Raw genomic sequence first — 20696 nt, 5'->3', positions numbered from 1 at the left:
ACCCAAGGTCGCCCTCGTCGCCGCCATGCGGAAATTCATCATCATGATCAACACTATTCTCAAAAGACGAACCCCATGGAGCGAACCGCAACAACACGGTTGCTGAGGTGCCCCGCAGGGGCCTCGAAGGACAAGGCGGGTGCACCGGCGTCAAAGGGATGCAAGAAGCAGCGTTACGGCGTGCTTCGAGGCTACGCCCTGCGGGCTTCGCACCTCAGCATGAGGGAGGTTGGAGGATGCCGCGCTCTCATAAGCGGGTGGGGAATGGAGAGGTGCCGGCGGAGGGCGCTGCTGTTACCTCGAAATCACCCAACCGCATCGCCCGGCAATTCCAGCCGCCGGGTTATGCCGATGTTCTGGAGAAACGTCTCGTCGTGGCTGACGACAATGAGCGCCCCGTCATAGGCACTGAGACCCGCCTCGACCGCTGATATCGAGTCGATGTCGAGATGATTGGTCGGTTCGTCCAAGATCAGCAGCGGCGGCGGTGCGGCGCCGAGCGTGCAGGCAAGACCGGCGCGCAGCAATTGGCCGCCGCTGAGGGTCGAAATCGTCTGCAATGCTGCATCGGCCCTGAACATGAAACGGGCAAGGGCGGCCCGGCAGGTGTTTTCATCTGCTTGGGGATTGATCCGGCGGAAATTGTCGCGGATCGAGGTCGAGGGATCGAGAAGGCTCACCTTCTGGTCGAGCATCGCAAAACCGGTCATTACTGCGACCCTGCCGGCCCAGGCCTTGAGCTCACCGGTGATGAGCGTGAGCAGCGTCGTCTTGCCCGAGCCGTTCGGCCCGGTAATGGCAATACGCTCCGGTCCGGTCACGTCGAAGGAGAGATCGTCGATGACGGGTTCATCAGCCCGGTAACCTGCCGTCACGCCGTCGACTTTCAGCACGATCTTGCTGGCAGGCAGCCCCGTCGGCGGCAAGCTCACCGACAATGGCTGGAGGATCTCGATCTTCTCACGCGCCGCCTTTGCCTCTTCGAGCGCCTGGGCGCGGCGTCGTTCGGCAAGACGCGCATTGTCGCCGCCGGTGGTTTCCCTCCGCTCCTTCATGCTGCCGAGCATAATGCGCGGGATGCCGCCCTTCGCGGCCATTTTCCGCCCGGCGCTGTCCCTCTGTGCCTGACGCTCCACCGTCGCCTGCGCTTTCCTGGCGACCTCGGCGATGCGCTTTTCGGCATCGGTAAGATCATGCCGGGCAGCGGCAAGCTCGAGTGCCTTGCGCTCACGATAATGGCTCCAGTTGCCGCCGTAGCGCATCGCGCCGAGCGAGGTCAGCTCGATGATCTGATCGACGCTTTCGAGCAGCTCCCGGTCATGGCTGACGATGACCGCGCCGGCTCGCCAGCCTGCAATCAGCGCGATCACCGCCGCGCGGCCTTCGCGGTCGAGATTGTTGGTGGGTTCATCGAGCAGCAGGAAATCCGGCTCGCTGAAGATGAGCGCAGCAAGCGCGGTGCGTGTGCGCTGCCCGCCGGAAAGTGCGGCAAGCGGTGTCTGCGGCTCCGCGTCGAACCCCGTCCGGTTGAGCGCGGCGGCGATCCGCGCTTCCAGCGTCCAGTCCGCCGAGGCAAGCTCCTCGGCCGTTGCAGCGCCGGCTTCGGCACGACGCAGCAGCTCGAGCGCGCCGGCCACGCCGAAGAGATCGGCGATGGTTTCCTCAGCCGCGACCTGAACGCTCTGGCGCAGCACACCGAGGCTGCCGTTGATCGATATCGACCCGGAATGCGGCCGCATATCGCCGGAGACAAGCTTCAGCAGCGTCGTCTTGCCGACGCCGTTGCGTCCGACAAGACCGCTGCGGTCCCTGCCGAAACTGAGATCGAGATCGGAAAAAAGCGGCCGCCCGTCAGGCGTGGCCCAGGAAATTTGCGAGAGAGTGATGGATGCGGGCATGGATATGGATTTCCCCGTTGGCAAGGCGAACTGGCATTGCGATCGGGTTGAAATCCATTGCGGCACACATCCTGTTGAAATGGTCGATGGCGGGAATTTAGGGGAGGAAGGCGTTGGGTTCAAGGCAAAGTGGCCAACTTGCCGCCTGCTTTTCTCGGCCGGCTTCGTCCGGAGATTGCCCCTCACCCTAACCCTCTCCCCGTAAAAACGGGGCGAGGGGACATGCCATACGAGAGCGAAGTGGGAACGGAGACGGCGCGGCACGTCCCTTCGCCCCGCGAGCGGGGAAAGGTGCCGGCAGGCGGATGAGGGGCTTCCGAAGCGCTGCCCGCGAAATAGCTACCGCTTCAAGCTCCCCAATATCCCGCGCACAAGCGCCCGACCCACCTGGGTTGCCACGGTGCGGGCGACGCTCTTCATCGCCGCTTCCACCACCGTTTCGCGCTGATAGCCGGAGGACCGGCCGCGCGATTGGCCGCGGCCCTGGCGGTTGTCGTCATCACCGCCGAAGCCCGGCAGGTTCCAGCCGGAGGTTGTGCCCGGCTGTTCGGCCGCTTCTTCCTGCGCTCGTTTGGCGGCTTCAGCTTCCGCCGCCTTTTTGGCGCGCGCCGCCAGCATCTCGAAGGCGGATTCGCGGTCGACGTCTTCGTCATAGACGCCGAGGACTGGGCTCCTGTCCATGACCTGCTGGCGCTCGCCGTCGGTCAGCGGGCCGACGCGGCCCGACGGCGGGCGGATCAGCGTGCGCTCGACGATCGATGGCGCGCCCTTCGCCTCCAGCGTCGAGACCAGCGCCTCGCCGGTGCCGAGATTGGTGATGACGGTGGCGCAGTCGAAGGCCGGGTTGGGGCGGAAGGTATCGGCCGCCGTCTTCACCGCTTTCTGTTCGCGCGGCGAATAGGCGCGCAGCGCATGCTGGGCGCGGTTGCCGAGCTGGGCGAGCACCGTTTCCGGCACGTCGAGCGGGTTCTGCGTGACGAAATAGACGCCGACGCCCTTGGAGCGGATCAGCCGCACCACCTGCTCGACGCGTTCGACCAGAACCTTCGGCGCGTCGTTGAAGAGCAGATGCGCTTCGTCGAAAAAGAAGACGAGCTTCGGCTTTTCCGGATCGCCCACCTCCGGCAGTTCCTCGAACAGCTCCGACAGCAACCAGAGCAGGAAGGTGGCGTAAAGGCGCGGATTCATCATCAGCTTGTCGGCGGCAAGCACGGAGATCTGGCCGTAGCCATTATTGCTGGTGCGCATGATGTCGGAAATCTTCAGCGCCGGCTCGCCGAAGAAATGCTCGGCGCCCTGCTGTTCGAGAACGAGCAGCGCCCGCTGGATCGAGCCGACCGAGGCCTTGGAGATCAGGCCGAACTGGCTGGAAAGCTCGCTGGCATTCTCGCCCATATAGTTCAAAAGCGAGGTGAAATCCTTGAGATCGAGCAGCGGCAAGCCGGCCTGGTCGGCGATCTTGAAGGCGATGTTGATGACGCCTTCCTGCGGTTCGGAGGCATCCATCAGCCGGGCGAGCAGCAGCGGCCCCATTTCGGCGACAGTGGTGCGCACCCGGTGACCCTTCTGCCCGAACAGATCCCAGAAGATCACCGGAAACTGATCGAATTCATAATCGGTGAAACCGATCTGCTCGGCGCGCTTGGTGAGAAAATCCTTGGCCTCGCCTTTGGCGGCAATGCCGGAAAGATCGCCCTTGATGTCGGCCGCAAAGACCGGAACACCGGCCCGGGAAAAGCCTTCCGCCAGAACCTGCAGCGTCACCGTCTTGCCGGTGCCGGTGGCGCCGGTGACGAGGCCGTGGCGGTTGCCGAATTTCAGGTCGAGATATTCCGGCTTGTTGATGCTGTCGTCGGGATTGCGGCTCGCGCCGATGAAAATCTTGCCGTCCTCGATCATCCCCATGCTCCCTTCGGCTCTGCCGCCGTTTGTTGAGAAGGTCCGGCTTGCGCCGCCTTCATCGAACCATCGTTTCCCTGTTATAAGCAGGCAGGCAGATGCGGACAACTGTTTGCATGGCAAGCGAAACCGCTGGCTTGAGTTGCACTCGAATCTCGAATAACGTTGACGTTAACGTCAAAATATCAGGAGGCTGACAATGAATGAAATTGTGACACAGATTGCTGATCGCGTGGGCATTGCGCCCGAGCAGGCGGAGAAGGCGCTCGGCATGATGCTTGGCTTCCTGCAGCGCGAGGCCGCCGACGGTCCGGTCGCCCGGATGATCGAGGCGATCCCCGGCGGCGCTGATCTCGTCGCCCAGTTCAATGGCGCAGGCGCCGGCGGCGGCGGCCTGCTCGGTGGGCTGATGAGCTCGCTCGGCGGCGGCGGCATCATGGGTCTCGGCCAGCAGCTGATGGGCGAGGGCCTCGGCATGGGCGAGATCACCTCGCTTGCCAAGGAAACCATCGCGATTGCCAAACAATATGCCGGCGAGGAGGTCGTCGACGAAGTCGTCGCCTCTGTCCCCGGCCTCAGCCAGTTCGTCTGAACGACAGCCGACAGAGCCTCGCGGTATTCGCTGCGAGGCTTTCTATTTGTCCGGGCCCCCGAAGGAGAGCCGCATGACCGTCTGGCGCCCGCCGCAGCAGATCAGGGTGAAAGTGATCGGCCTTGCCTGGCGAGAGAACCGGTTGCTCGCCGCGGAAGTCGAGGATGACAGCGGCCGCATCAAGGGCGTTCGCCCGCTCGGCGGCTCGATCGAATTCGGCGAGACCCGCGAACAGGCCCTGCACCGCGAAGTCCGGGAGGAGCTCGAGACGGAAATCCGCATCGTCGGCGCCTGGCATCTTCTCGAAAACATCTTCGAACACCATGGCGTAATCGGCCACGAATTCATCTTCGCCGCAGATATCGAGCTGACCGACGAAACCCTCTATGGCCGTGACGAAATCCGCTATTCCGAGCTGGACGAGACGGCGGCGACGGCACGCTGGTTCGGTCGCGACATGCTGCGCGGTGCCGGCCTCGATCTCTATCCGACTGGCCTCGAGACGGTGCTGTGGCGCTGGCGTGATTGAGTCCCAGGGACGTTTTTGATCTCCTCGCCAAACTTTGATCGTCCGGGCCTGCCCGATAGGGAACAAGGGGCGTAGAATGGCTGTTTCTGCCGCATTGCCGACATCAGAAGGAACAGCATCATGCGCAGGTTCATTGCAGCAACGTCGATCGCTCTCCTCAGCCTCTCCGCCCCGGTTCTTGCCCAGTCGAACATGGGCATGGATGCCAGCGGCCGCATCGACGGCACGCCGCCGCTCGGCACGGCGCCAGGCGCCGAGCCGCAAACCGGGCTGGTCATCCCGCTCGACTCGATCGAAACCGGCAGCGTCGACAACGGCGCTCCGGCCGGCCGCGTCGACTGGGCACGCTGCCCGCCGCGCAAGGCCCGCGGCGCCCTTGCCACGCAGGGCGGCAATAGCGGCGCCTCCGTCAGCCCGGCATGCCGCGAAGGTCAATGATCCAGGCAGGCTCTATTTGCTGTTCTTGCCCTCGTGGTGCAGGATGACGCCGAGTTCGTGCCATTTGCGCCCGTCGCGCTCGATGAGCGCGTCGGCGCAGACCGGTCCCATGCTGCCCGGCGCGTAAGCTTCGGGTGTGCTCGTATCCCCAGCCCAGATATCGAGGAAGGGCTGCACTGCCGCCCAGCCGGCCTCGATGCCGTCGGCGCGCTGGAACAGCGTCTGGTCGCCGATGAAGAGGTCGTAGAGCAGCGATTCATAGCCGGTGGTCTTGCCGATGTCGAATTTGTCGGCATAGCGGAAATCGAGCGACACGGGCGTCGTATCGACCGAAAGCCCCGGCGACTTGATCGAGATTTCCATGCTCATGCCCTCGTCCGGCTGCACCTGGATCACCAGCCGGTTCGGCGGTAGGCGGCGATTGACTTCAGTCTCGCGAAACTGCGCGAATGGCACCGGCTGGAAGGTGATGACGATTTCGGTGTCGCGCGCCGTCAGCGCCTTTCCGGTTCTGAGATAGAAGGGTACGCCCGCCCAGCGCCATGTATCCGCATAGAGCTTCAGCGCCACATAGGTTTCGGTCCGGCTGTCGGGTGAAACATCCTTGCTGTCGCGATAGGCGGGAAGATCGACGCCGTTCAGCGGCCCGGCCGTGTAGGCGCCGCGCACACCATGGGTCTTTGCCTCCTCGGGCGTATAGATGCGCAGCGCCTTCAGCACCTTGCTCTTCTCGTTGCGGATCGCCTCGGCATCGAAACTGTTCGGCGGCTCCATGGCGATCATTGCCAGCAGCTGGAACAAATGGTTCGGCACCATGTCGCGCAGCGCCCCTGTCGCATCGTAGAATTTGCCGCGGCTGCCGACATCGACGATCTCGGCGGCGGTGATCTGCACATGGTCGATATAGCGGCTGTTCCACAAGGACTCGATGATCATATTGGCGAAACGCGCCGTCATCAGGTTCTGCACCGTTTCCTTGCCGAGGAAATGGTCGAGCCGGTAGACTTGGCTTTCGTCGATCTGCGCGAGGATCTGGGCATTGAGCGCCCGCGCCGAGGCGAGATCGGTGCCGAACGGCTTCTCGATGGCGACGCGGCGGAAGACGCCCTCGCTTTCATCGGTCAGCCCATGAGCGGCAAGCTTCTCGACGATCGTCCCGAAGAAGGACGGCGGCACCGCCAGATAGAAGGCGGCATTGGCGTTCCGCCCCAGCCGTTTGCCGATCTCGACGAAAATATCCTCCTTGGTGAAATCTCCGGCCATATAGGAAATGCGCCGGCGCAGGCTTTCCCAGGCCGCGTCCTTGACTGTCTGCTCCTCGCCGTTCAGGTGCTCGAGGAAGGCATCGAGCCGGCCGCGCAGGAACTCGTCGTCACCCGCTTCGATGCCGATGCCGAGGATGTGCAGATCCTCGCCGACCAGGCGCTGGCGCGTCAGGTTGATGATCGCCGGCACCAGGAGGCGGCGCGTCAGGTCGCCCGTGGCGCCGAAGATGACGAGGGTGACCGGCGGGGTAGGGGCAGCGTGCATGTGTGTCATCTCCGAGATTTTGCCGCCGACTATAATGCCTGCCGGTTTCGCCGCAACATAGGCGGCGAGAGGTAACGCCCATTTGACACACTGGGGCGGCGGGAGTGCCGAGAGCCGGTGAGTTGCAAGGGGCGTGCGATGTCAATGTGGGCGCTCGCCAAGCAACCAATGCTCAGCTACGGACGAGCGAAGCATAGAACCAGTCGATGAAGACGCGGACGATTGGCGTCGCTTGAGCCTCGGATCGGCAGGCCACATAGACCGCGTCATTGGCCGGAACCGTAAGGTCGAATGGCGCGATCAGCTCGCCCCGTGCAATCATGTGCGCGGTGGTGATGTTGTCGCCGAGCGCAATGCCATGGCCGTACATGGCGGCCTCGATCGACAGGCGCGCGTCGCTCATCATGTGCTGGCGCGCCGGCATCGCAACGCCGGCTGCGGTGAGCCAGGTGTTCCACTCATTGCCGCGATCGGCATGCAGGAGCATGTGGTCGCGCAGATCGCGCAGGGAACGCAGCGGCCGCCTGTTCATGAGGGCCGGGCTGGCGACGGGGAAGAGCTCCATCCGGCTCCACAGGCGCGACCAATAATTGGGCCAGTTGCCGCCGCCGTAGAGAATGCACAGGTCGACATTCGGGGAGCTCAGATTGTTCGGATCGTTGGAGGCGCGCAGGTCGAGCTGGATGTCGGGATATTGATCGGTGAACTCCTGCAGTCGCGGCATCAGCCAGAGCGACAGCACTGCCGCAACACAGGTCACTCGCAGCGTGCCGCCGGTGGTGGGCCGGGTCATTGCGGCTTTTGCCGCTGCGATCTCCGAAAATGCGTTGGAGACGACCGGCATCAACAGCGCGCCCTGGCTTGTCAGCTTCAGCCATTTGCCGCCGCGCTCGAACAGGCGCACGCCGAGCGATTCTTCCAATGTGCGTATCTGATGGCTGATAGCGCCGTGGGTGACGTTCAATTCGCGCCCTGCGGCGGAAACCGATCCATGGCGGGCGGTTGCCTCAAACGCGCGTAGCGGGTTGAGGGGCGGCAGACGGCTCGACATAAGGCAATGACCTGTGAGAAAAACTCGCACGAAGCTGTATATTAATATCAATTGATTTTCCAGCGAGCTTGCCGTTCAATCACTAAAAGAAGCCATCGGCCTCTGCGGCAAAGCTGCAGCCGAGGACCGATTTGCCATCCTGATCGCAACATCGTTACCCTCAAGAAGGCCGTCATGTCCTGGAATGAAACCAAGCTCTCCGAACTCCGAGCCAAGTATGGCGAGAGCCACGGCGGTGAGTTGCACGACCCTGAGTTCCGCAAAGTCGCGGAGAAAATCTTCAACAAGAGCGGCACCCGGCTCGCGCCCTATTCGGGTATCCCGACATTCCTCTCCGCCCCGCTCATGCAGGTCGACAACGAGAACCCGGATTTCGGCGATCTGCAGGTGGCGATCCTCGGCGTGCCGATGGATCTGGGCGTGACGAACCGCCCGGGCTCACGCTTCGGGCCGCGCGCGTTGCGCGCCATTGAGCGGATCGGGCCTTACAATCATGTGCTCGGCTGCGCGCCGGTTCAGGAACTGCGCGTGGCAGACATTGGCGATGTGGCGTTTCAGAGCCGCTACCGGCTGGAATTGTCTCATGAGGATATCGAAAAACGCGTCGCGCAGATCGTTGCCGCAGGGGTGCTGCCGCTTTCGGTAGGCGGCGACCACTCGATCACCCATCCGATTCTGAGGGCTGTCGGCAAGGAGCGGCCAGTCGGTATGATCCATATCGACGCTCATTGCGACACCGGCGGTGCTTACGACCTGACCAAGTTCCACCACGGCGGACCGTTCCGCAACGCCGTGCTCGACGGCGTGCTCGACCCGACGCGCGTGATTCAGATCGGCATTCGCGGCTCGGCTGAATATCTCTGGGAGTTTTCTTACGCCTCGGGCATGACGGTGATCCATGCTGAGGAGATCTCGGCAATGGGCATCCCTGCAATTATCGAAAAGGCGAAGGCCGTCATCGGCGATGGGCCGACCTATCTTTCCTTCGACATCGACAGCCTCGATCCTTCCTTCGCGCCGGGCACCGGCACGCCGGAGATTGGCGGCTTCACCACCCGCGAGGCGCTGGAGCTGATCCGCGGCTTCAAGGGCGTGAATCTGGTCGGCGGCGATGTCGTCGAGGTCGCGCCGCAGTATGACGCCACCACCAACACGGCCCATGCCGGCGCGCAGATGCTGTTCGAGATATTGAGCCTGATGGCGTTCAGCCCGGCAATCCGCCGTACCACCTGACGGGCCTGGCCGCAGCTCAAGGCCAGGAACGAAAAGAAGGCCGCAAAGGCCTCGAATACATTGAAAGAGGGAAGCGGCGTGCCGCATCGGTTAGGAGAAAGACGATGACGAAATTGACAATGAACCGCCGCACCGTGCTCGGCGTCGGAATAGGTGCTGGTGTGGCAATGTTGGCAATGCCCAATGTGCTGCGCGCCCAGGACAAGTCGCTGAAGGTCGGTGTTTATGGCGGCTACTTCAAGGACTCGTTTGACAAGAACATCTTCCCGGGGTTCACCAAGGCGACCGGCATCGCGGTCGAATCCGTCGCAGAGCCGACCGGCGAGGCCTGGCTGGTGCAGATGCAGCAGGCAGCCCAGGCGGGCCAGGCGCCGGCTGACGTTTCGATGATGTCGCAGGTGTCGATGCGCAAGGGCCAGGCCACAGAGCTCTGGGCTCCGCTCGATCTCGCCAAGATCAAGAATTCCAGCAATCTGCTTGATCGCTTCATCAACAAATACCCGGATGGCCGCGTCGCCGGCATCGGCGCGGTCTCATGGTTCATCACCCTCGTCACCAACACTGATGTCTACAAGGAAGCGCCGACCAGCTGGACAGCGCTGTGGGACCCGGCCAATGCCGACAAGCTCGGTCTGCTGGCGCTCGTCTCCAACTCCTTCCTGCTCGACGTGACGGCAAAGACCTATTTCGGCGGCGCCCAGGCGCTCGACACCGAGGAGAGCATCCTCAAGGTCTTCGCCAAGCTGGCCGAGCTGAAGCCGAATGTCCGCCTGTGGTATCGCGACGAGGCGCAGTTCGAACAGGCGCTGAAGTCGGGTGAAATCCCGATGGGACAGTATTATCACGACGTGACCGGTCTCGCCGCCGCGGACGGCCAGCCCGTTCGCTCGACCTTCCCGAAGGAGGGCGGCATTCAGGACGCAGGTTCCTGGGCGCTGTCGAAGGCGTCGCAGAAGACGGAAGAGGCGCATATCTTCATCGACTATATGTGCCAGCCGTCCGTCCAGGCCGTGCTGTCACGCAAGGTGGGCACGTCGCCAACCGTCAGGCGCGAAACGACCGACCTGAACGAGAAGGAATTTGCGGCGGTTTCCTCCGACATCGAACCGATCATTCCACACTACGACATGTACCTCTCCAAGGCCGACTGGCTGAACGAGAAGTGGACGGAAATGATCGCCAGCTGACGCTCATCGTGCTTTCGCGGGCCCCGTTCAGGGGCCCGCCTTCGAGTGGGGAAGAGGCATATGTCGGGACTTACGCTTCAGAATATCGTCAAGGACTTCAGCGTCATTCGCGCCGTCGACAATGTCGACCTGACGGTGCCGCACGGGGCATTCGTTTGTCTGCTCGGCCCCTCCGGCTGCGGCAAGACGACCTTGTTGCGCATGATCGCAGGTCTCGATCTGCCGACCTCGGGCCGCATCACGCTCAACGGGAAAGACATCACCAAGACGCCGACGCACCAGCGCGAGCTTGGCATGGTGTTCCAGTCGCTGGCGCTGTTCCCGCACCTGACGGTAGGCGAGAATATCGCCTATCCCTTGCGCATTCGCGGTCGGCCCAAGGACGAGCAGGCGAAGCGCGTCGAAGAGCTGCTGGCGATGATTTATTTGCCGGGCTACGCTGATCGCGCCGTGTCGAAACTTTCCGGCGGCCAGAGGCAGCGCGTCGCAATCGCAAGGGCACTGGCGATTTCGCCGAAACTCTTTCTGCTCGACGAGCCGCTGTCGGCGCTTGATGCGAAGCTGCGCGAAGCCATGCAGGTGGAGCTTCGCCAGCTTCATCAGCGGCTCGGCATCACCACGATCGCCGTCACGCACGACCAGCGCGAGGCGATGACCATGGCCGATACGGTTGTGGTCATGAACGGCGGTCAGATACGCCAGGCGGCGTCGCCGACCGAGATTTATCGCAGGCCGGCAGACAGTTTCGTCGCGGATTTCATTGGCCAGACAAATCTGGTCGAGGCCAGGCGGGAGGGCGGCGCGGTCAGCATATTGGGGCAGCCGGTCGCAGCCCTGTCGCTGTCGGCAGGTATCGAGCGCGCCACGCTCTCGATCCGGCCGGAAGACGTGCGCCTGGGCCCGCCCGAGGCCGGCGCACTGACGGGCGAGGTCATCTTTGTCCGCGATCTCGGCGGCGTCGTCGAAACCTTTGTCAATGTCGGCGGTCATCAGTTCATTGCGGTCTCGACGCCGCGCGAGCGCCCTGACGTGACGGTAGGGCAGAGGGTGGGCATTGCGCTCACCGACAAGGATTGCGTGGTGCTCGAGCAATGAGACGCGAAGCCCCGCAGACGCTCGGCGATTATGCCCCGCTCGCGTTCCCGGCGATCATGCTGATCGTCTTCTTCGTCGTACCCTTCGGCACGATGATATCGGTCAGCTTCTTCAAGCGCCAGCAGGGCGGCTTCTACACGCCCGACTTCGTATTCGACAATTATGCCCGCTTCCTCTCAGCCTTCTTTGGCGGAGTGCTCAGCTTCTCGCTGCTCCTTGCGATTGGTGTGGCCGTTATCTGTGTCGTTCTGGCCCTGCCATTCACATATCTGCTGATCCGCATGAAGCGGAGCACCCAGGTGGCCTGGCTGGTCGCACTCCTTTCGATCCTGTCCCTGTCTGAGGTCATCATCGGCTTCGCCTGGTCGACGCTGTTTTCGCGCACGGCCGGCATCACCAACCTCTTCGTGTGGCTGGGCCTCATGGGGCAGGCAGTCGCGCTGACGCCGAGCGCCGGGGCCGTCGTCACAGGCATGGTCTATCAGGCCTTCCCCTATACGGTCCTGGTGCTTTACCCGGCGCTGGTGCGGCTTGATCCGACGCTGTCGGAGGCCGCGCGCACGCTCGGCGCTTCGCCGGTCCAGGCCTTCTTCACAGTCGTCGTGCCTGCACTGCGCGATACGATCCTCGCCACGCTGATCATGGTCTTCATCTTCGCGCTCGGATCCTATCTGTTGCCGCAACTGCTCGGCCGCCCGCAGCACTGGACGCTTTCCGTGCACATTACCGACCAGGCGATCTATCAGTCGAACATGCCCTTCGCGGCTGCCATGGCGGTTTTCCTGGTGTTGGTCACACTGGCCCTTGTAGCGCTCACCCTGCTCGTTGGCCGCCGGGGAGGGGAGATCAAATGACTATTCTCCGCAACCTCTTTTTCGGGCTGGTCGGGCTGTTTCTCGCTCTGCCGCTGATCGTCGTCGCCGGTGTGTCGGTCAATGCCAGGCAGAGCCTCACCTTCCCGCCGCAAGGCTTCTCGCTCAGCTGGTACGGTCAGATCTTTCTTGACATGGAATGGCGCAACGCGCTGATCGCCTCACTTGTGCTGGCGCTGTCGTCGGCGGCGCTGGCGGTGCTGATCGCCTTGCCGCTCGCCTGGTTCCTCTGGCGCCGCTACGCGCCCTGGGCCAATATTTTCCAGTTGCTCGGCGTGGCGCCCTTTACCCTGCCGCCGGTTATCACGGCGCTCGGCCTCCTGACGTTCTGGGCTACGACCGGTTTCTACGGTCAGCCCTGGACGGCGGTGATCGGCCACGCCATCTTCTTCGTCACGCTGCCGCTGGTGACCATTTCGCTCGGCTTTTCGGCGATCGACCGCTCGCTGGTGGAGGCCGCCTCGACCTTGGGGGGCGATGACCGCATCGTGTTCCGAACCGTCGTTCTGCCGTTGATCTCGCCTTACATCGTGTCGGGCTACGCGTTTGCCTTTGTGCTGTCGCTCAACGAATACATCGTTGCCTACATGACGGTCGGGTTCACGCTGGAAACGCTGCCGATCAAGATCTTCAATTCGCTGCGTTACGGCTACACGCCGACCATGGCGGCGGTGGCGATCCTATTCGTGGCGACGGCAGGGATCGTCTTCAGTCTGGTCGCGCGCTTCGGCGATCTGCCGAAACTGCTGGGGGCGATGACCTCAAGCGAAAATTGATCGAGGCACCCAATCCCCGCCACGGAACGCCAGAGCGTTCCGCTGTCTTTTCCTCCTGAAGATCGAAGCACCCGAGATGGACCTAGCGCTAGAACGACGGTTTCCCTGCGTCGCCGACATGGAAAAAGCCGCGCAAAGACGCATGCCGTATTTCGCTTGGGACTATCTCGCCGGCGGGCTCGGGCGCGAAGCCTCCGTGCGGCGCAATCTGGCGGCCATGGAAGAGGTGGTGCTGATGCCGGGCTACCTGGCCGACGCCGACGAGCCCGATATCGGCTCAAGCCTGTTCGGTCATCGTTTCGACGCGCCATTTGCCGTCGCGCCGCTTGGGCTGGCCGGCCTTCTGTGGCCCGGGTCCGAGCTGCCGCTGGCACAGGCTGCCAGGCAGCATAACCTTCCCTATATCCTCAGCACTTTCGCCAACACCTCGCTTGAGACGATCCGCCTTGCAGGCGGTGATCACAGCTGGTTCCAGTTCTATCCACCCAACGATCCCGCCATGGAGGACGACATGGTGGATCGGGCGCGCAGAGCGGGCTACGACGTCCTTGTCGTGACTGTCGACATTCCCGCATCCACCCGGCGCGAGCGCAACATCCGCAATGGTTTGAGCATCCCGCCGGTCTACGACCTTTCGACGATCATGCAGGTGGCGATGCGTCCGTCATGGGCGATGGGCATTCTGCAAAACGGCGCTCCCGACTTCGCCAATCTCTCGCCTTACTATCCGAAGGGCTCGAGCCTTGCCGCAGCGGCCGAATTTGTCGGCAGGGTGATGACGGGTCACGTCACGCGCGAGCGCTTCAAGAAAATCCGAGACGCATGGCCAGGCAAGATCCTGGTCAAGGGTGTGCTTCGCGCCGACGAAGCGGAGGAATATATGTCCTTGGGCGGCGATGGTCTGATCCTCTCCAATCATGGGGGACGGCAACTCGACGCCGCGCCGTCGGCGGCGGAGGTCATCGGTGAAATCCGCGCACGACTTGGCCCCAAGGCCTTGCTTTTCGCAGACGGAGGCGTGCGCTCCGGCCTCGATATCGCCCGGATGCTGGCGCTCGGTGCCGATTTTGTCCTGATCGGCCGGCCATTCCTGTTTGCTTCCGCCGCCATCGGGCGTCGCGGCGGCGATCATTTGATGAACGTCCTGAAAGCCGAACTGACGGCAACGATGGCGCAGCTGGGCTGCAGAACGGTCGAAGACTTGCCAGCGTGTCACTGGCGGCCAAAAGCAGGGCGGGCGAAAGCGGAACTTGATCTCGGATGGAGAATTGCGTGACTGAAGCCGTTACCATGAGCGTCGAAGCCCTGCAAAATCGAGTCGTTGCCATCTTCGAACGCGCAGGATTGAACGAGGTGCAGGCGGCGGCTTTGGCGCATGTCATCGTGGCCGGAGAACGCGATGCCTGCAAGTCGCACGGAATATACCGCATCGAGGGTGCGCTGCGCACGGTAAAGGCGGGCAAGGTGATGCCTGATGCCGCTCCCGTCGTTGCACCGGATGACGGCAGCGCCATCGTCAGGGTCGATGCGCGGGGCGGTTTCGCCAGCGCGGCGTTTGAACTCGGCGTACCCGCTCTGGCGGAACGCGCCAAGCGGCTTGGCATCGCCGCGATGGTCATCAACGATTGCTCGCACTTCTCGGCCCTGTGGCCCGAGGTCGAGGCACTGACCGCGCACGGCCTGGCAGCATTGGTGATGTGCCCGAGCTATGCGACGGTTGCGCCATCCGGAGGCAGCAAGCCTCTGCTCGGCACCAATCCATTCGCCTTCGGCTGGCCTCGCAAAGACCAGCCGCCCTATGTGTTCGATTTTGCCACGTCGGTGGCCGCGCGCGGTGAGATCGAACTGCACCGCCGCGCTGGCAAGCAACTGCCGGAAGGTTGGGCGATCGACGCTGCCGGCAATCCCACCACTGACCCGGTTGCCGCGCTCGAAGGCGCAATGATGCCTTTTGGCGGCCACAAGGGGTCCGCCATCGCCACCATGATAGAGCTGCTCGCCGGCATCATGATCGGCGATCTCACCAGTCCCGAGGTCTTAGACTACCTCGGCACGACGACCTTGGCGCCGTTCCATGGTGAACTGATCATTGCGATGTCACCCGAAGCCTTTGCCAGGGGCCGCCCCGGCGATCCGTTCGCGCGCGCCGAAGTGCTCTTCGATACGATTGTGGGACAAGGCGCGCGGCTTCCGTCGCAGCGCCGCTTCGCCGCGCGCATCCTATCGGAGGCCAAAGGTATCAGCCTGACCGCAGCTGAGATTGCCCAACTGGATGCGCTGTTGGCGGGCGGACTGGCTGCCGTTAACTAGACGAATGCACGCTGCCCGGAATTGTGCAGCGGCTGCCGCGGGCAGCGACAGATTGATCGACACAAGCTGCGAAACCATGGTGCGAGCGAGCATCCGGCCGCAGCCGGTTATTTCTTCACCGCCACCATGAAAATCCGCGGGAACCGCAGCAGCACCCGACCGTCCGACAGCTTCGGATAGGCTTTTTCCACCCGCTCCAGATAATCGGCGAGAAAAGCCTCGCGATGTCTCTCGCCGGCATGGGCGAGATAGGGCATCAGCCCGGTTCCCTTGACCCATTCGACGATCGCCCCCGCATCGGCCATCGGGTGATTGTAGATGGTGTGCCAGATATCCACGCGCGCCGCCTTGGCAATCAGCCTGGAATAATAGGTGGACGGCGGTGCCAGCGGCTGACGGCGCACGCTCTTCGCCTCGAAGGCGGCCTTCCAAGGGCCGGCATGGGCAGTCTCTTCCATCGCCAGATGCGAGGGTTCGCCGAGATTGTCGGGCATCTGCACGGCAAGAACGCCGCCTTCGGAAAGCCCGTCCATCAGCCGCTCGAAAATGTCGAGATGATCGGGCAGCCACTGGAAGACGGCATTGGCAAAGAGCAGATCGGCGGGCTCCGTCGGCTGCCAGCTGCCAAGATCCGCCTCGACGAAGGCTGTGCCCGGCAGCCGCTTGCGGGCCGCCTCCAGCATGTTGATGTCGCTGTCGAGGCCGGAGACGCCGGCAGCCCCATAACGCTCGATGATGAGCTCGGTCGAATTGCCCGGGCCGCAGCCGAGGTCGACGGCGCGGCGAAGGTTCTGCAGCGGTACCTGCGCCAGAAGATCGCGCGCCGGCCGCGTGCGCTCGTCCTCGAACTTCACATATTGGCTGGCGGACCATGCCATGGCGATACCTCCTGATGTCGGGCCACGTCTTTCCTGTGGCGGATGCGGATCGTTTCGATGTTGCGCCCGTCGAGCTCAGTCGCGAACTTCAGAGACAAGGATCTTGTCCACGCGCCTCCCGTCGAGATCGATGACCTCGAAGCGCCATCCATCTCTCGTGAAGCTCTCCCCCAATTCCGGCAGATGTTTCAGCTCCTCCAACACCAGGCCGGCCACGGTCTGATATTCGAGATCGTCCTCGAGCTTGAGATTCAGGAACTCGGCGAATTCGTCGATCGGCGCCCAGCCGGAGACGAGATAGGAACCATCGTCTCGACGGGCGATGGCCTGCTCATCGACCGGGCCCTCCTGAAGTGCCCCCATGATCGCTTCCAGAATGTCCCCTGACGAAACAATCCCTTCGAAATGGCCGTATTCGTCAAAAACAAGCACCATGTGAACAGGCGATTTCCTGATCGCTTCAATGACATTGGTCGCGGTTGCAAGGTCTGAAACGACCGGGACGTCCTGTGTAAGGGCCTGGATGTCGGCGCTGCCGTGTTCGGACATCGAGTCGTAGAAATCCTTGACCGGCAGGATGCCGATCACCTCGTCAGAACTGCCTTTGCGAACCGGCAATCGAGACCGCTTCGTCCGGTGCAACTGCGTCCGGATTTCATCGAGACTGTCGTCGATATCAATAATTTCGACGTCCCGCCGTGGCGTCATCAGCGCCCGGGCGGTGCGGTCCGCCAGCCGCATGACGCCAGAGATCATCGCCGACTCTTCGCTTTCGATGACGCCCGCCGACTGCGCCTCGGCCAGAACGGTCTTGATCTCTTCGTCAGAGACGTTATCGCCGACTTTTCCTGTCTGGCCGAGCAGCTTGAGCATCAGATTTCCCGACGCGTTAAGAAGCCAGACGAGCGGCAGGGCAATTCGTGAAAGCAGCGCCATGGCGGGCGCGACCCTCGCCGCAACCGCTTCCGGTTCCCGCAATGCGATCTGCTTTGGCACAAGTTCGCCGACGATCAGGGAAAGATAGGTGATCGCCACGACGACGGAGCCGACGCCAATAGCGTCAGCGGCCGTCGATGACATTCCCTGCGCCTCCAGCCATGCTGTCAGGCGGCCGCCAAGCGTGGCCCCGGAAAAAGCGCCGGAGAGAACACCGACGAGCGTGATGCCGATCTGAACCGTGGAAAGAAAGCGACCGGGGTTTTCGGCAAGTTTGATGGCTTGAGCTGCACCTTTGCTCCCATTGTCGGAGAGGACCTTCAGGCGGGCTGTTCGAGAAGACACGACAGCCAGCTCAGACATGGCGAGCACACCATTCAGGATGGTGAGAAACGCCACAATTCCAATTTCCAGAAACACAGGGACCCTATTCGTTGAGGTTTTGATGCCGCATAAGGCGAGGCGGCGGAGCTTTCGCAGAGACGCTATATATGCGCATCACCCATCGGCAAAGCTTTCTGTGAGCTCGGCTGGATGCGAGGCGCGAGGCAGACATCGCCGCACCGTCTACGACAGGGGCCGGCACCTTCCGCGGCGGCTTTCCGGTTTGAACGGGCGGAGCTTGTACTGGATGGGTCGCTATCGGGCATGGCGCAATTTTGGCGGTGAAACAGGTCCGGCGCAAGAGGCGCCGGGCGAATTCCTTATAGCGCCTTGATGTGACAGTTTCGAAAAACGGCGGCAAGCATGCCTTCACGCATTCCTGCGTGATGCCGAACGCCGAACGCTCCGGCATCACGCGCTCGAATGTCACGCCGCCAGAATGGTGATCCCATAAGCATTGGCAGCGGCCGTCATCCGGGCGATGGTCTCAGGCGAGGGGGCTTTCAGCGGCTCGCTCGTGCCTTCCGTTTCGATGAACTCTGCCATCTCGCGATCGACGACGGCCGAAAAGACTGCCGGAACGGTCCCGCGGTTGGCATAGCCGTGCACCGTGAAAGGCGGGATCGTGACGATGTCGCCAGCACCGGCCTCGATCTCCTCGGGACCACTGTCGGTCAGCCGCCAGATCGTCAAACGGCCCTCGAGAATGCGGAAGACTTCCGGGCTTGCATGCGCGTGTTTCGGCGTCCGGCTGCCGGATGGCACTGTGACGTCGAAGATGTTGAACCAGGTTCCGCGGAGCCGAAGCCGCCGCTCGATCCGTTCGCCGAGAACGAAATATCGCTTCGTGTTTTCGGCAGGCATTTTCACAAACGAGTTGGACATCATGTCTCTTTCTTCTTCTTCTTAACGAGGCTTTTCTTGTAGGCGCCTTCTTGCCGGCGCAGCCGTTAGACCTTTGCGCCGCCTTTGGCAACCGCCCCGTTGCCGGGGCAAGATCGCCGGACGGCTTCGGCACGGATAATGCCTGATGAAGCGTCGCGGCGGATATCGGTGCAGCGGGCCGCTTCCGCAAGGTCCCCGATCCAGGGCGGCCTGCGTGAAAATGACACGGGCCTGCCGCGTTCTAAGTTGTGTCTCCGAGAGGGCCGGAGGCGGGACACACGGCACACCGGATATTTGCGGACTGCCACCAACCGGTAACGATGCGGCGTTGGCAGCTTTGCGCTCCAACTCGGACGTTCGCTGAACTCGCCTAGCTTCTGAAAGCTGACCCATTTAGGCCAGAAATCGTAGCCTCTCGATATGTACTCGAAGCTTGCGGATTTCTTCCATCGCTCCAATCTGACCGAGAGCCCAAGCGTATATTGAAAGGAATTCCAGATTTTCAGATTGCAGATCAAAAAGGCTGTTAAGCTTTGGAAGCATACTCTTTTGTTTTTGACGACCGACGGCGTGTGTAAATTCTCTTGGATATTTGGTCGCCAACATCACCGATTTTGTCTCATCATCCATCAATACAGCTTCCACCAGTCGCATTCGCCAATACTCGTCATCAAAGAGTGGTAAAATTGTCTCAATATTCACGTTTCTGGTAGCAAGTGGGTTTCGAGCTATCAGCTCTAACGCCATCTGATCACCCGTACTTTGAAAAACACCAAGTAAACGCGCTCCTGCAGTCTCATCTACACCCGTTTTTCGAAGAACTAAGTAGGCGGTTTCCCTCCTGAATTTTCTCTTGTGCTCAAGCCACGGAGAGCAAACGGGCCACGCTACTTCTGCAGGAAGTCGCGACAATATCCGCCTTATGGCTCTATCATAGGTTGGCTTAAGGCGGCTCGGTAATTCTTCGACAGAATCTGCCAATCGACGAACAGATTCCGCAAGAGAGTATGCTTGATTGAGAGACGGCTCGTATTCACATGCGCGAAATATGATTTCACTTGAGTTGTCGATATTAGGCAAGCATTCGATGCCTGTTAGTAACTCATCGAATGGTAGGGATCGTACTTCAGCTAAGGAAAGCGTACGATCAATTTCCTCGACTAGAAACTGTCGATGCAGAGCAACAATGTCCGGATCATCTTTGAGGCTAGAAGGGATTGTGAATCGCGCCATAAACCTAGAATAGCATGTTCCCGGAATTTGATGACCAATAATTGGACGATCAGATTTGAATCATCAAGATGTCGGAATCTGCAAATGCTTAGATGTCCGGCAATGTCTGCGAAGCAAGCTCTCGATAGAAAACCTGCCAGTCCGCTCACGGCCCCAAAGCAGTCAGACCTTTGACGTGAAGCCCGGAATTGGGCCTCCCGCAACACCTTGGTATTCATTACCTACACGTCGAAATTTGTCGGCAAGACAATCATGTCCCGGATCGTGACGTTTCGCGGGCGGGTCAGCATGAAGATGATGGCATCGGAGACCTCGGAGGGCTCGATCAGACTCCCATTGGCTTTTGCCTTCTCAAGGTTTTCGGGGGGCCAATCGGCAAGCAGAGCGGAAACGACCGGGCCGGGCGAGACCTGGCTGACCCTGATGCCGTGGTTTTTCAACTGCCGGCGCATGATCTGGACGAAACTGGTAATCGCCCATTTGGAGCTGGAATAGACCGGCTCCCACTGGATCGGCGCATGGCCGGCTACGGAGCAAGTGACCAAAATGTCCCCGGTCCCGCGCTCGATCATATGCGGAGCGATGTCGCGGACGTTCTTCATGACGGCGTTCACGTTGAGATTCAGCATCCGATCGATTGCCGCCGTATCGGTATCGATAAGATCCCCGCCAATGTAGGACCCCGCATTGCAGTGCAGAATGTCGAGGTGATCGACCTTTGCCAGGATTTCCGGCACCATGGCCGCACAACTTGCGGCGTCCAGAAGATCGGTGACCTGCATGACTACAGCGTCGCCGAACTCGGCAGCGTAGGTTTCCAGCGCCTGGCTGTTGTAGTCGACCATCACGACCTTGGCGCCGGCGTCGACCAGGGCACGGGTCGTCGCCAGGCCGATACCGGAAGCTGCGCCGGTTACCGCAGCGATCTTTCCTTCGAGTGATTTAGTCATCGTCTTGTCTCGCCTTTTGA

The 20696-nt window shown here is 61.8% G+C and carries 20 protein-coding genes and 1 pseudogene; 12 read left to right on the top strand and 9 right to left on the bottom strand.

Going from position 1 to position 20696, the window contains the following annotated elements; all coding sequences use genetic code 11:
• Window positions 1-106, top strand: a pseudogene (locus QWJ46_RS31255) (IS110 family transposase); the annotation flags it as partial.
• 199 nt (window positions 107-305) lie between these two features.
• Here the strand turns inward: QWJ46_RS31255 and QWJ46_RS07815 are convergent.
• The gene (locus QWJ46_RS07815; RefSeq protein ID WP_302750258.1) at window positions 306-1898 is read right to left on the bottom strand and encodes an ABC-F family ATP-binding cassette domain-containing protein; all 1593 of its coding nucleotides are present in this window, start codon (window positions 1896-1898) and stop codon (window positions 306-308) included.
• On the opposite strand from QWJ46_RS07815, the gene QWJ46_RS07810 reads away from it, so the two are divergent.
• A complete protein-coding gene (locus QWJ46_RS07810; RefSeq protein WP_184458883.1) occupies window positions 1897-2103 on the top strand; it encodes a hypothetical protein in 207 nt (68 codons plus the stop codon). The genes QWJ46_RS07815 and QWJ46_RS07810 overlap by 2 nt on opposite strands.
• 134 nt (window positions 2104-2237) lie before the next feature.
• Here the strand turns inward: QWJ46_RS07810 and QWJ46_RS07805 are convergent, their stop codons facing one another.
• Window positions 2238-3797: a helicase HerA-like C-terminal domain-containing protein gene (locus QWJ46_RS07805; RefSeq protein ID WP_302750257.1), complete on the bottom strand. Its 1560-nt coding sequence runs from the start codon at window positions 3795-3797 to the stop codon at window positions 2238-2240.
• A gap of 199 nt (window positions 3798-3996) precedes the next feature.
• Between QWJ46_RS07805 and QWJ46_RS07800 the strand changes: the two genes are divergently transcribed.
• The 3 genes from QWJ46_RS07800 to QWJ46_RS07790 all read left to right on the top strand — a co-directional run bounded on the left by QWJ46_RS07800 (window position 3997) and on the right by QWJ46_RS07790 (window position 5356).
• A complete protein-coding gene (locus tag QWJ46_RS07800) occupies window positions 3997-4389 on the top strand; it encodes a DUF937 domain-containing protein (RefSeq protein ID WP_064692221.1) in 393 nt (130 codons plus the stop codon).
• Between the two features lie 73 nt (window positions 4390-4462).
• Window positions 4463-4918 carry an NUDIX hydrolase gene (locus QWJ46_RS07795; protein ID WP_302750255.1) on the top strand — a complete coding sequence of 152 codons (456 nt, stop codon included), beginning with the start codon at window positions 4463-4465 and terminating at the stop codon, window positions 4916-4918.
• Between the two features lie 120 nt (window positions 4919-5038).
• Window positions 5039-5356 carry a hypothetical protein gene (locus QWJ46_RS07790; RefSeq protein ID WP_184458880.1) on the top strand — a complete coding sequence of 106 codons (318 nt, stop codon included), beginning with the start codon at window positions 5039-5041 and terminating at the stop codon, window positions 5354-5356.
• A gap of 12 nt (window positions 5357-5368) precedes the next feature.
• On the opposite strand, the gene zwf is transcribed toward QWJ46_RS07790, so the two are convergent.
• Together zwf and QWJ46_RS07780 are read right to left on the bottom strand one after the other, a co-directional pair.
• Entirely contained in the window at window positions 5369-6886 is a 1518-nt protein-coding gene (zwf, locus tag QWJ46_RS07785) for a glucose-6-phosphate dehydrogenase (protein ID WP_302750253.1), read from the bottom strand.
• Window positions 6887-7058: 172 nt separating this feature from the next.
• Complete coding sequence (locus QWJ46_RS07780; protein ID WP_302750252.1) at window positions 7059-7937, bottom strand: LysR substrate-binding domain-containing protein; 879 nt, start codon at window positions 7935-7937, stop codon at window positions 7059-7061.
• 174 nt (window positions 7938-8111) lie between these two features.
• Between QWJ46_RS07780 and speB the strand changes: the two genes are divergently transcribed.
• The 7 genes from speB (at window position 8112) to QWJ46_RS07745 (ending at window position 15410) form a co-directional block, all read left to right on the top strand.
• Window positions 8112-9170, top strand: a complete 1059-nt coding sequence (gene speB / locus QWJ46_RS07775) for an agmatinase (RefSeq protein ID WP_302750250.1) — start codon at window positions 8112-8114, stop codon at window positions 9168-9170.
• A gap of 104 nt (window positions 9171-9274) precedes the next feature.
• Window positions 9275-10357, top strand: coding sequence for a PotD/PotF family extracellular solute-binding protein (locus tag QWJ46_RS07770; RefSeq protein WP_302750248.1), 1083 nt, complete (start codon window positions 9275-9277; stop codon window positions 10355-10357).
• 60 nt (window positions 10358-10417) lie between these two features.
• Complete coding sequence (locus tag QWJ46_RS07765; RefSeq protein ID WP_184458875.1) at window positions 10418-11452, top strand: ABC transporter ATP-binding protein; 1035 nt, start codon at window positions 10418-10420, stop codon at window positions 11450-11452.
• Complete coding sequence (locus tag QWJ46_RS07760) at window positions 11449-12306, top strand: ABC transporter permease (RefSeq protein WP_302750247.1); 858 nt, start codon at window positions 11449-11451, stop codon at window positions 12304-12306. Before QWJ46_RS07765 ends, QWJ46_RS07760 begins: the two co-directional genes overlap by 4 nt.
• Entirely contained in the window at window positions 12303-13100 is a 798-nt protein-coding gene (locus QWJ46_RS07755; RefSeq protein ID WP_184458873.1) for an ABC transporter permease, read from the top strand. The genes QWJ46_RS07760 and QWJ46_RS07755 overlap by 4 nt, the downstream gene beginning before the upstream one ends.
• Before the next feature lie 142 nt (window positions 13101-13242).
• On the top strand, window positions 13243-14376 hold the full coding sequence (locus tag QWJ46_RS07750; protein ID WP_302750245.1) for an alpha-hydroxy acid oxidase: 1134 nt from the start codon (window positions 13243-13245) through the stop codon (window positions 14374-14376).
• Complete coding sequence (locus QWJ46_RS07745) at window positions 14373-15410, top strand: Ldh family oxidoreductase (RefSeq protein ID WP_302750243.1); 1038 nt, start codon at window positions 14373-14375, stop codon at window positions 15408-15410. The genes QWJ46_RS07750 and QWJ46_RS07745 overlap by 4 nt, the downstream gene beginning before the upstream one ends.
• Window positions 15411-15517: 107 nt before the next feature.
• Here the strand turns inward: QWJ46_RS07745 and tam are convergent, their stop codons facing one another.
• The 5 genes from tam to QWJ46_RS07720 all read right to left on the bottom strand — a co-directional run bounded on the left by tam (window position 15518) and on the right by QWJ46_RS07720 (window position 20676).
• On the bottom strand, window positions 15518-16288 hold the full coding sequence (tam, locus tag QWJ46_RS07740; protein ID WP_302750242.1) for a trans-aconitate 2-methyltransferase: 771 nt from the start codon (window positions 16286-16288) through the stop codon (window positions 15518-15520).
• Window positions 16289-16363: 75 nt separating this feature from the next.
• Window positions 16364-17644 carry a hemolysin family protein gene (locus QWJ46_RS07735; protein ID WP_302750241.1) on the bottom strand — a complete coding sequence of 427 codons (1281 nt, stop codon included), beginning with the start codon at window positions 17642-17644 and terminating at the stop codon, window positions 16364-16366.
• Between the two features lie 390 nt (window positions 17645-18034).
• Entirely contained in the window at window positions 18035-18496 is a 462-nt protein-coding gene (locus tag QWJ46_RS07730; protein WP_097599889.1) for a cupin domain-containing protein, read from the bottom strand.
• Window positions 18497-18886: 390 nt separating this feature from the next.
• Window positions 18887-19726, bottom strand: a complete 840-nt coding sequence (locus QWJ46_RS07725) for a hypothetical protein (RefSeq protein WP_302750239.1) — start codon at window positions 19724-19726, stop codon at window positions 18887-18889.
• A gap of 221 nt (window positions 19727-19947) precedes the next feature.
• On the bottom strand, window positions 19948-20676 hold the full coding sequence (locus tag QWJ46_RS07720; protein ID WP_302750237.1) for an SDR family oxidoreductase: 729 nt from the start codon (window positions 20674-20676) through the stop codon (window positions 19948-19950).
• Between the last annotated feature and the right edge of the window lie 20 nt (window positions 20677-20696).

This window comes from Rhizobium sp. CBN3 (assembly GCF_030518245.1).
Lineage (GTDB): Bacteria > Pseudomonadota > Alphaproteobacteria > Rhizobiales > Rhizobiaceae > Rhizobium > Rhizobium aethiopicum_A.
This window is presented reverse-complemented; position numbering and strand designations above follow the sequence as displayed.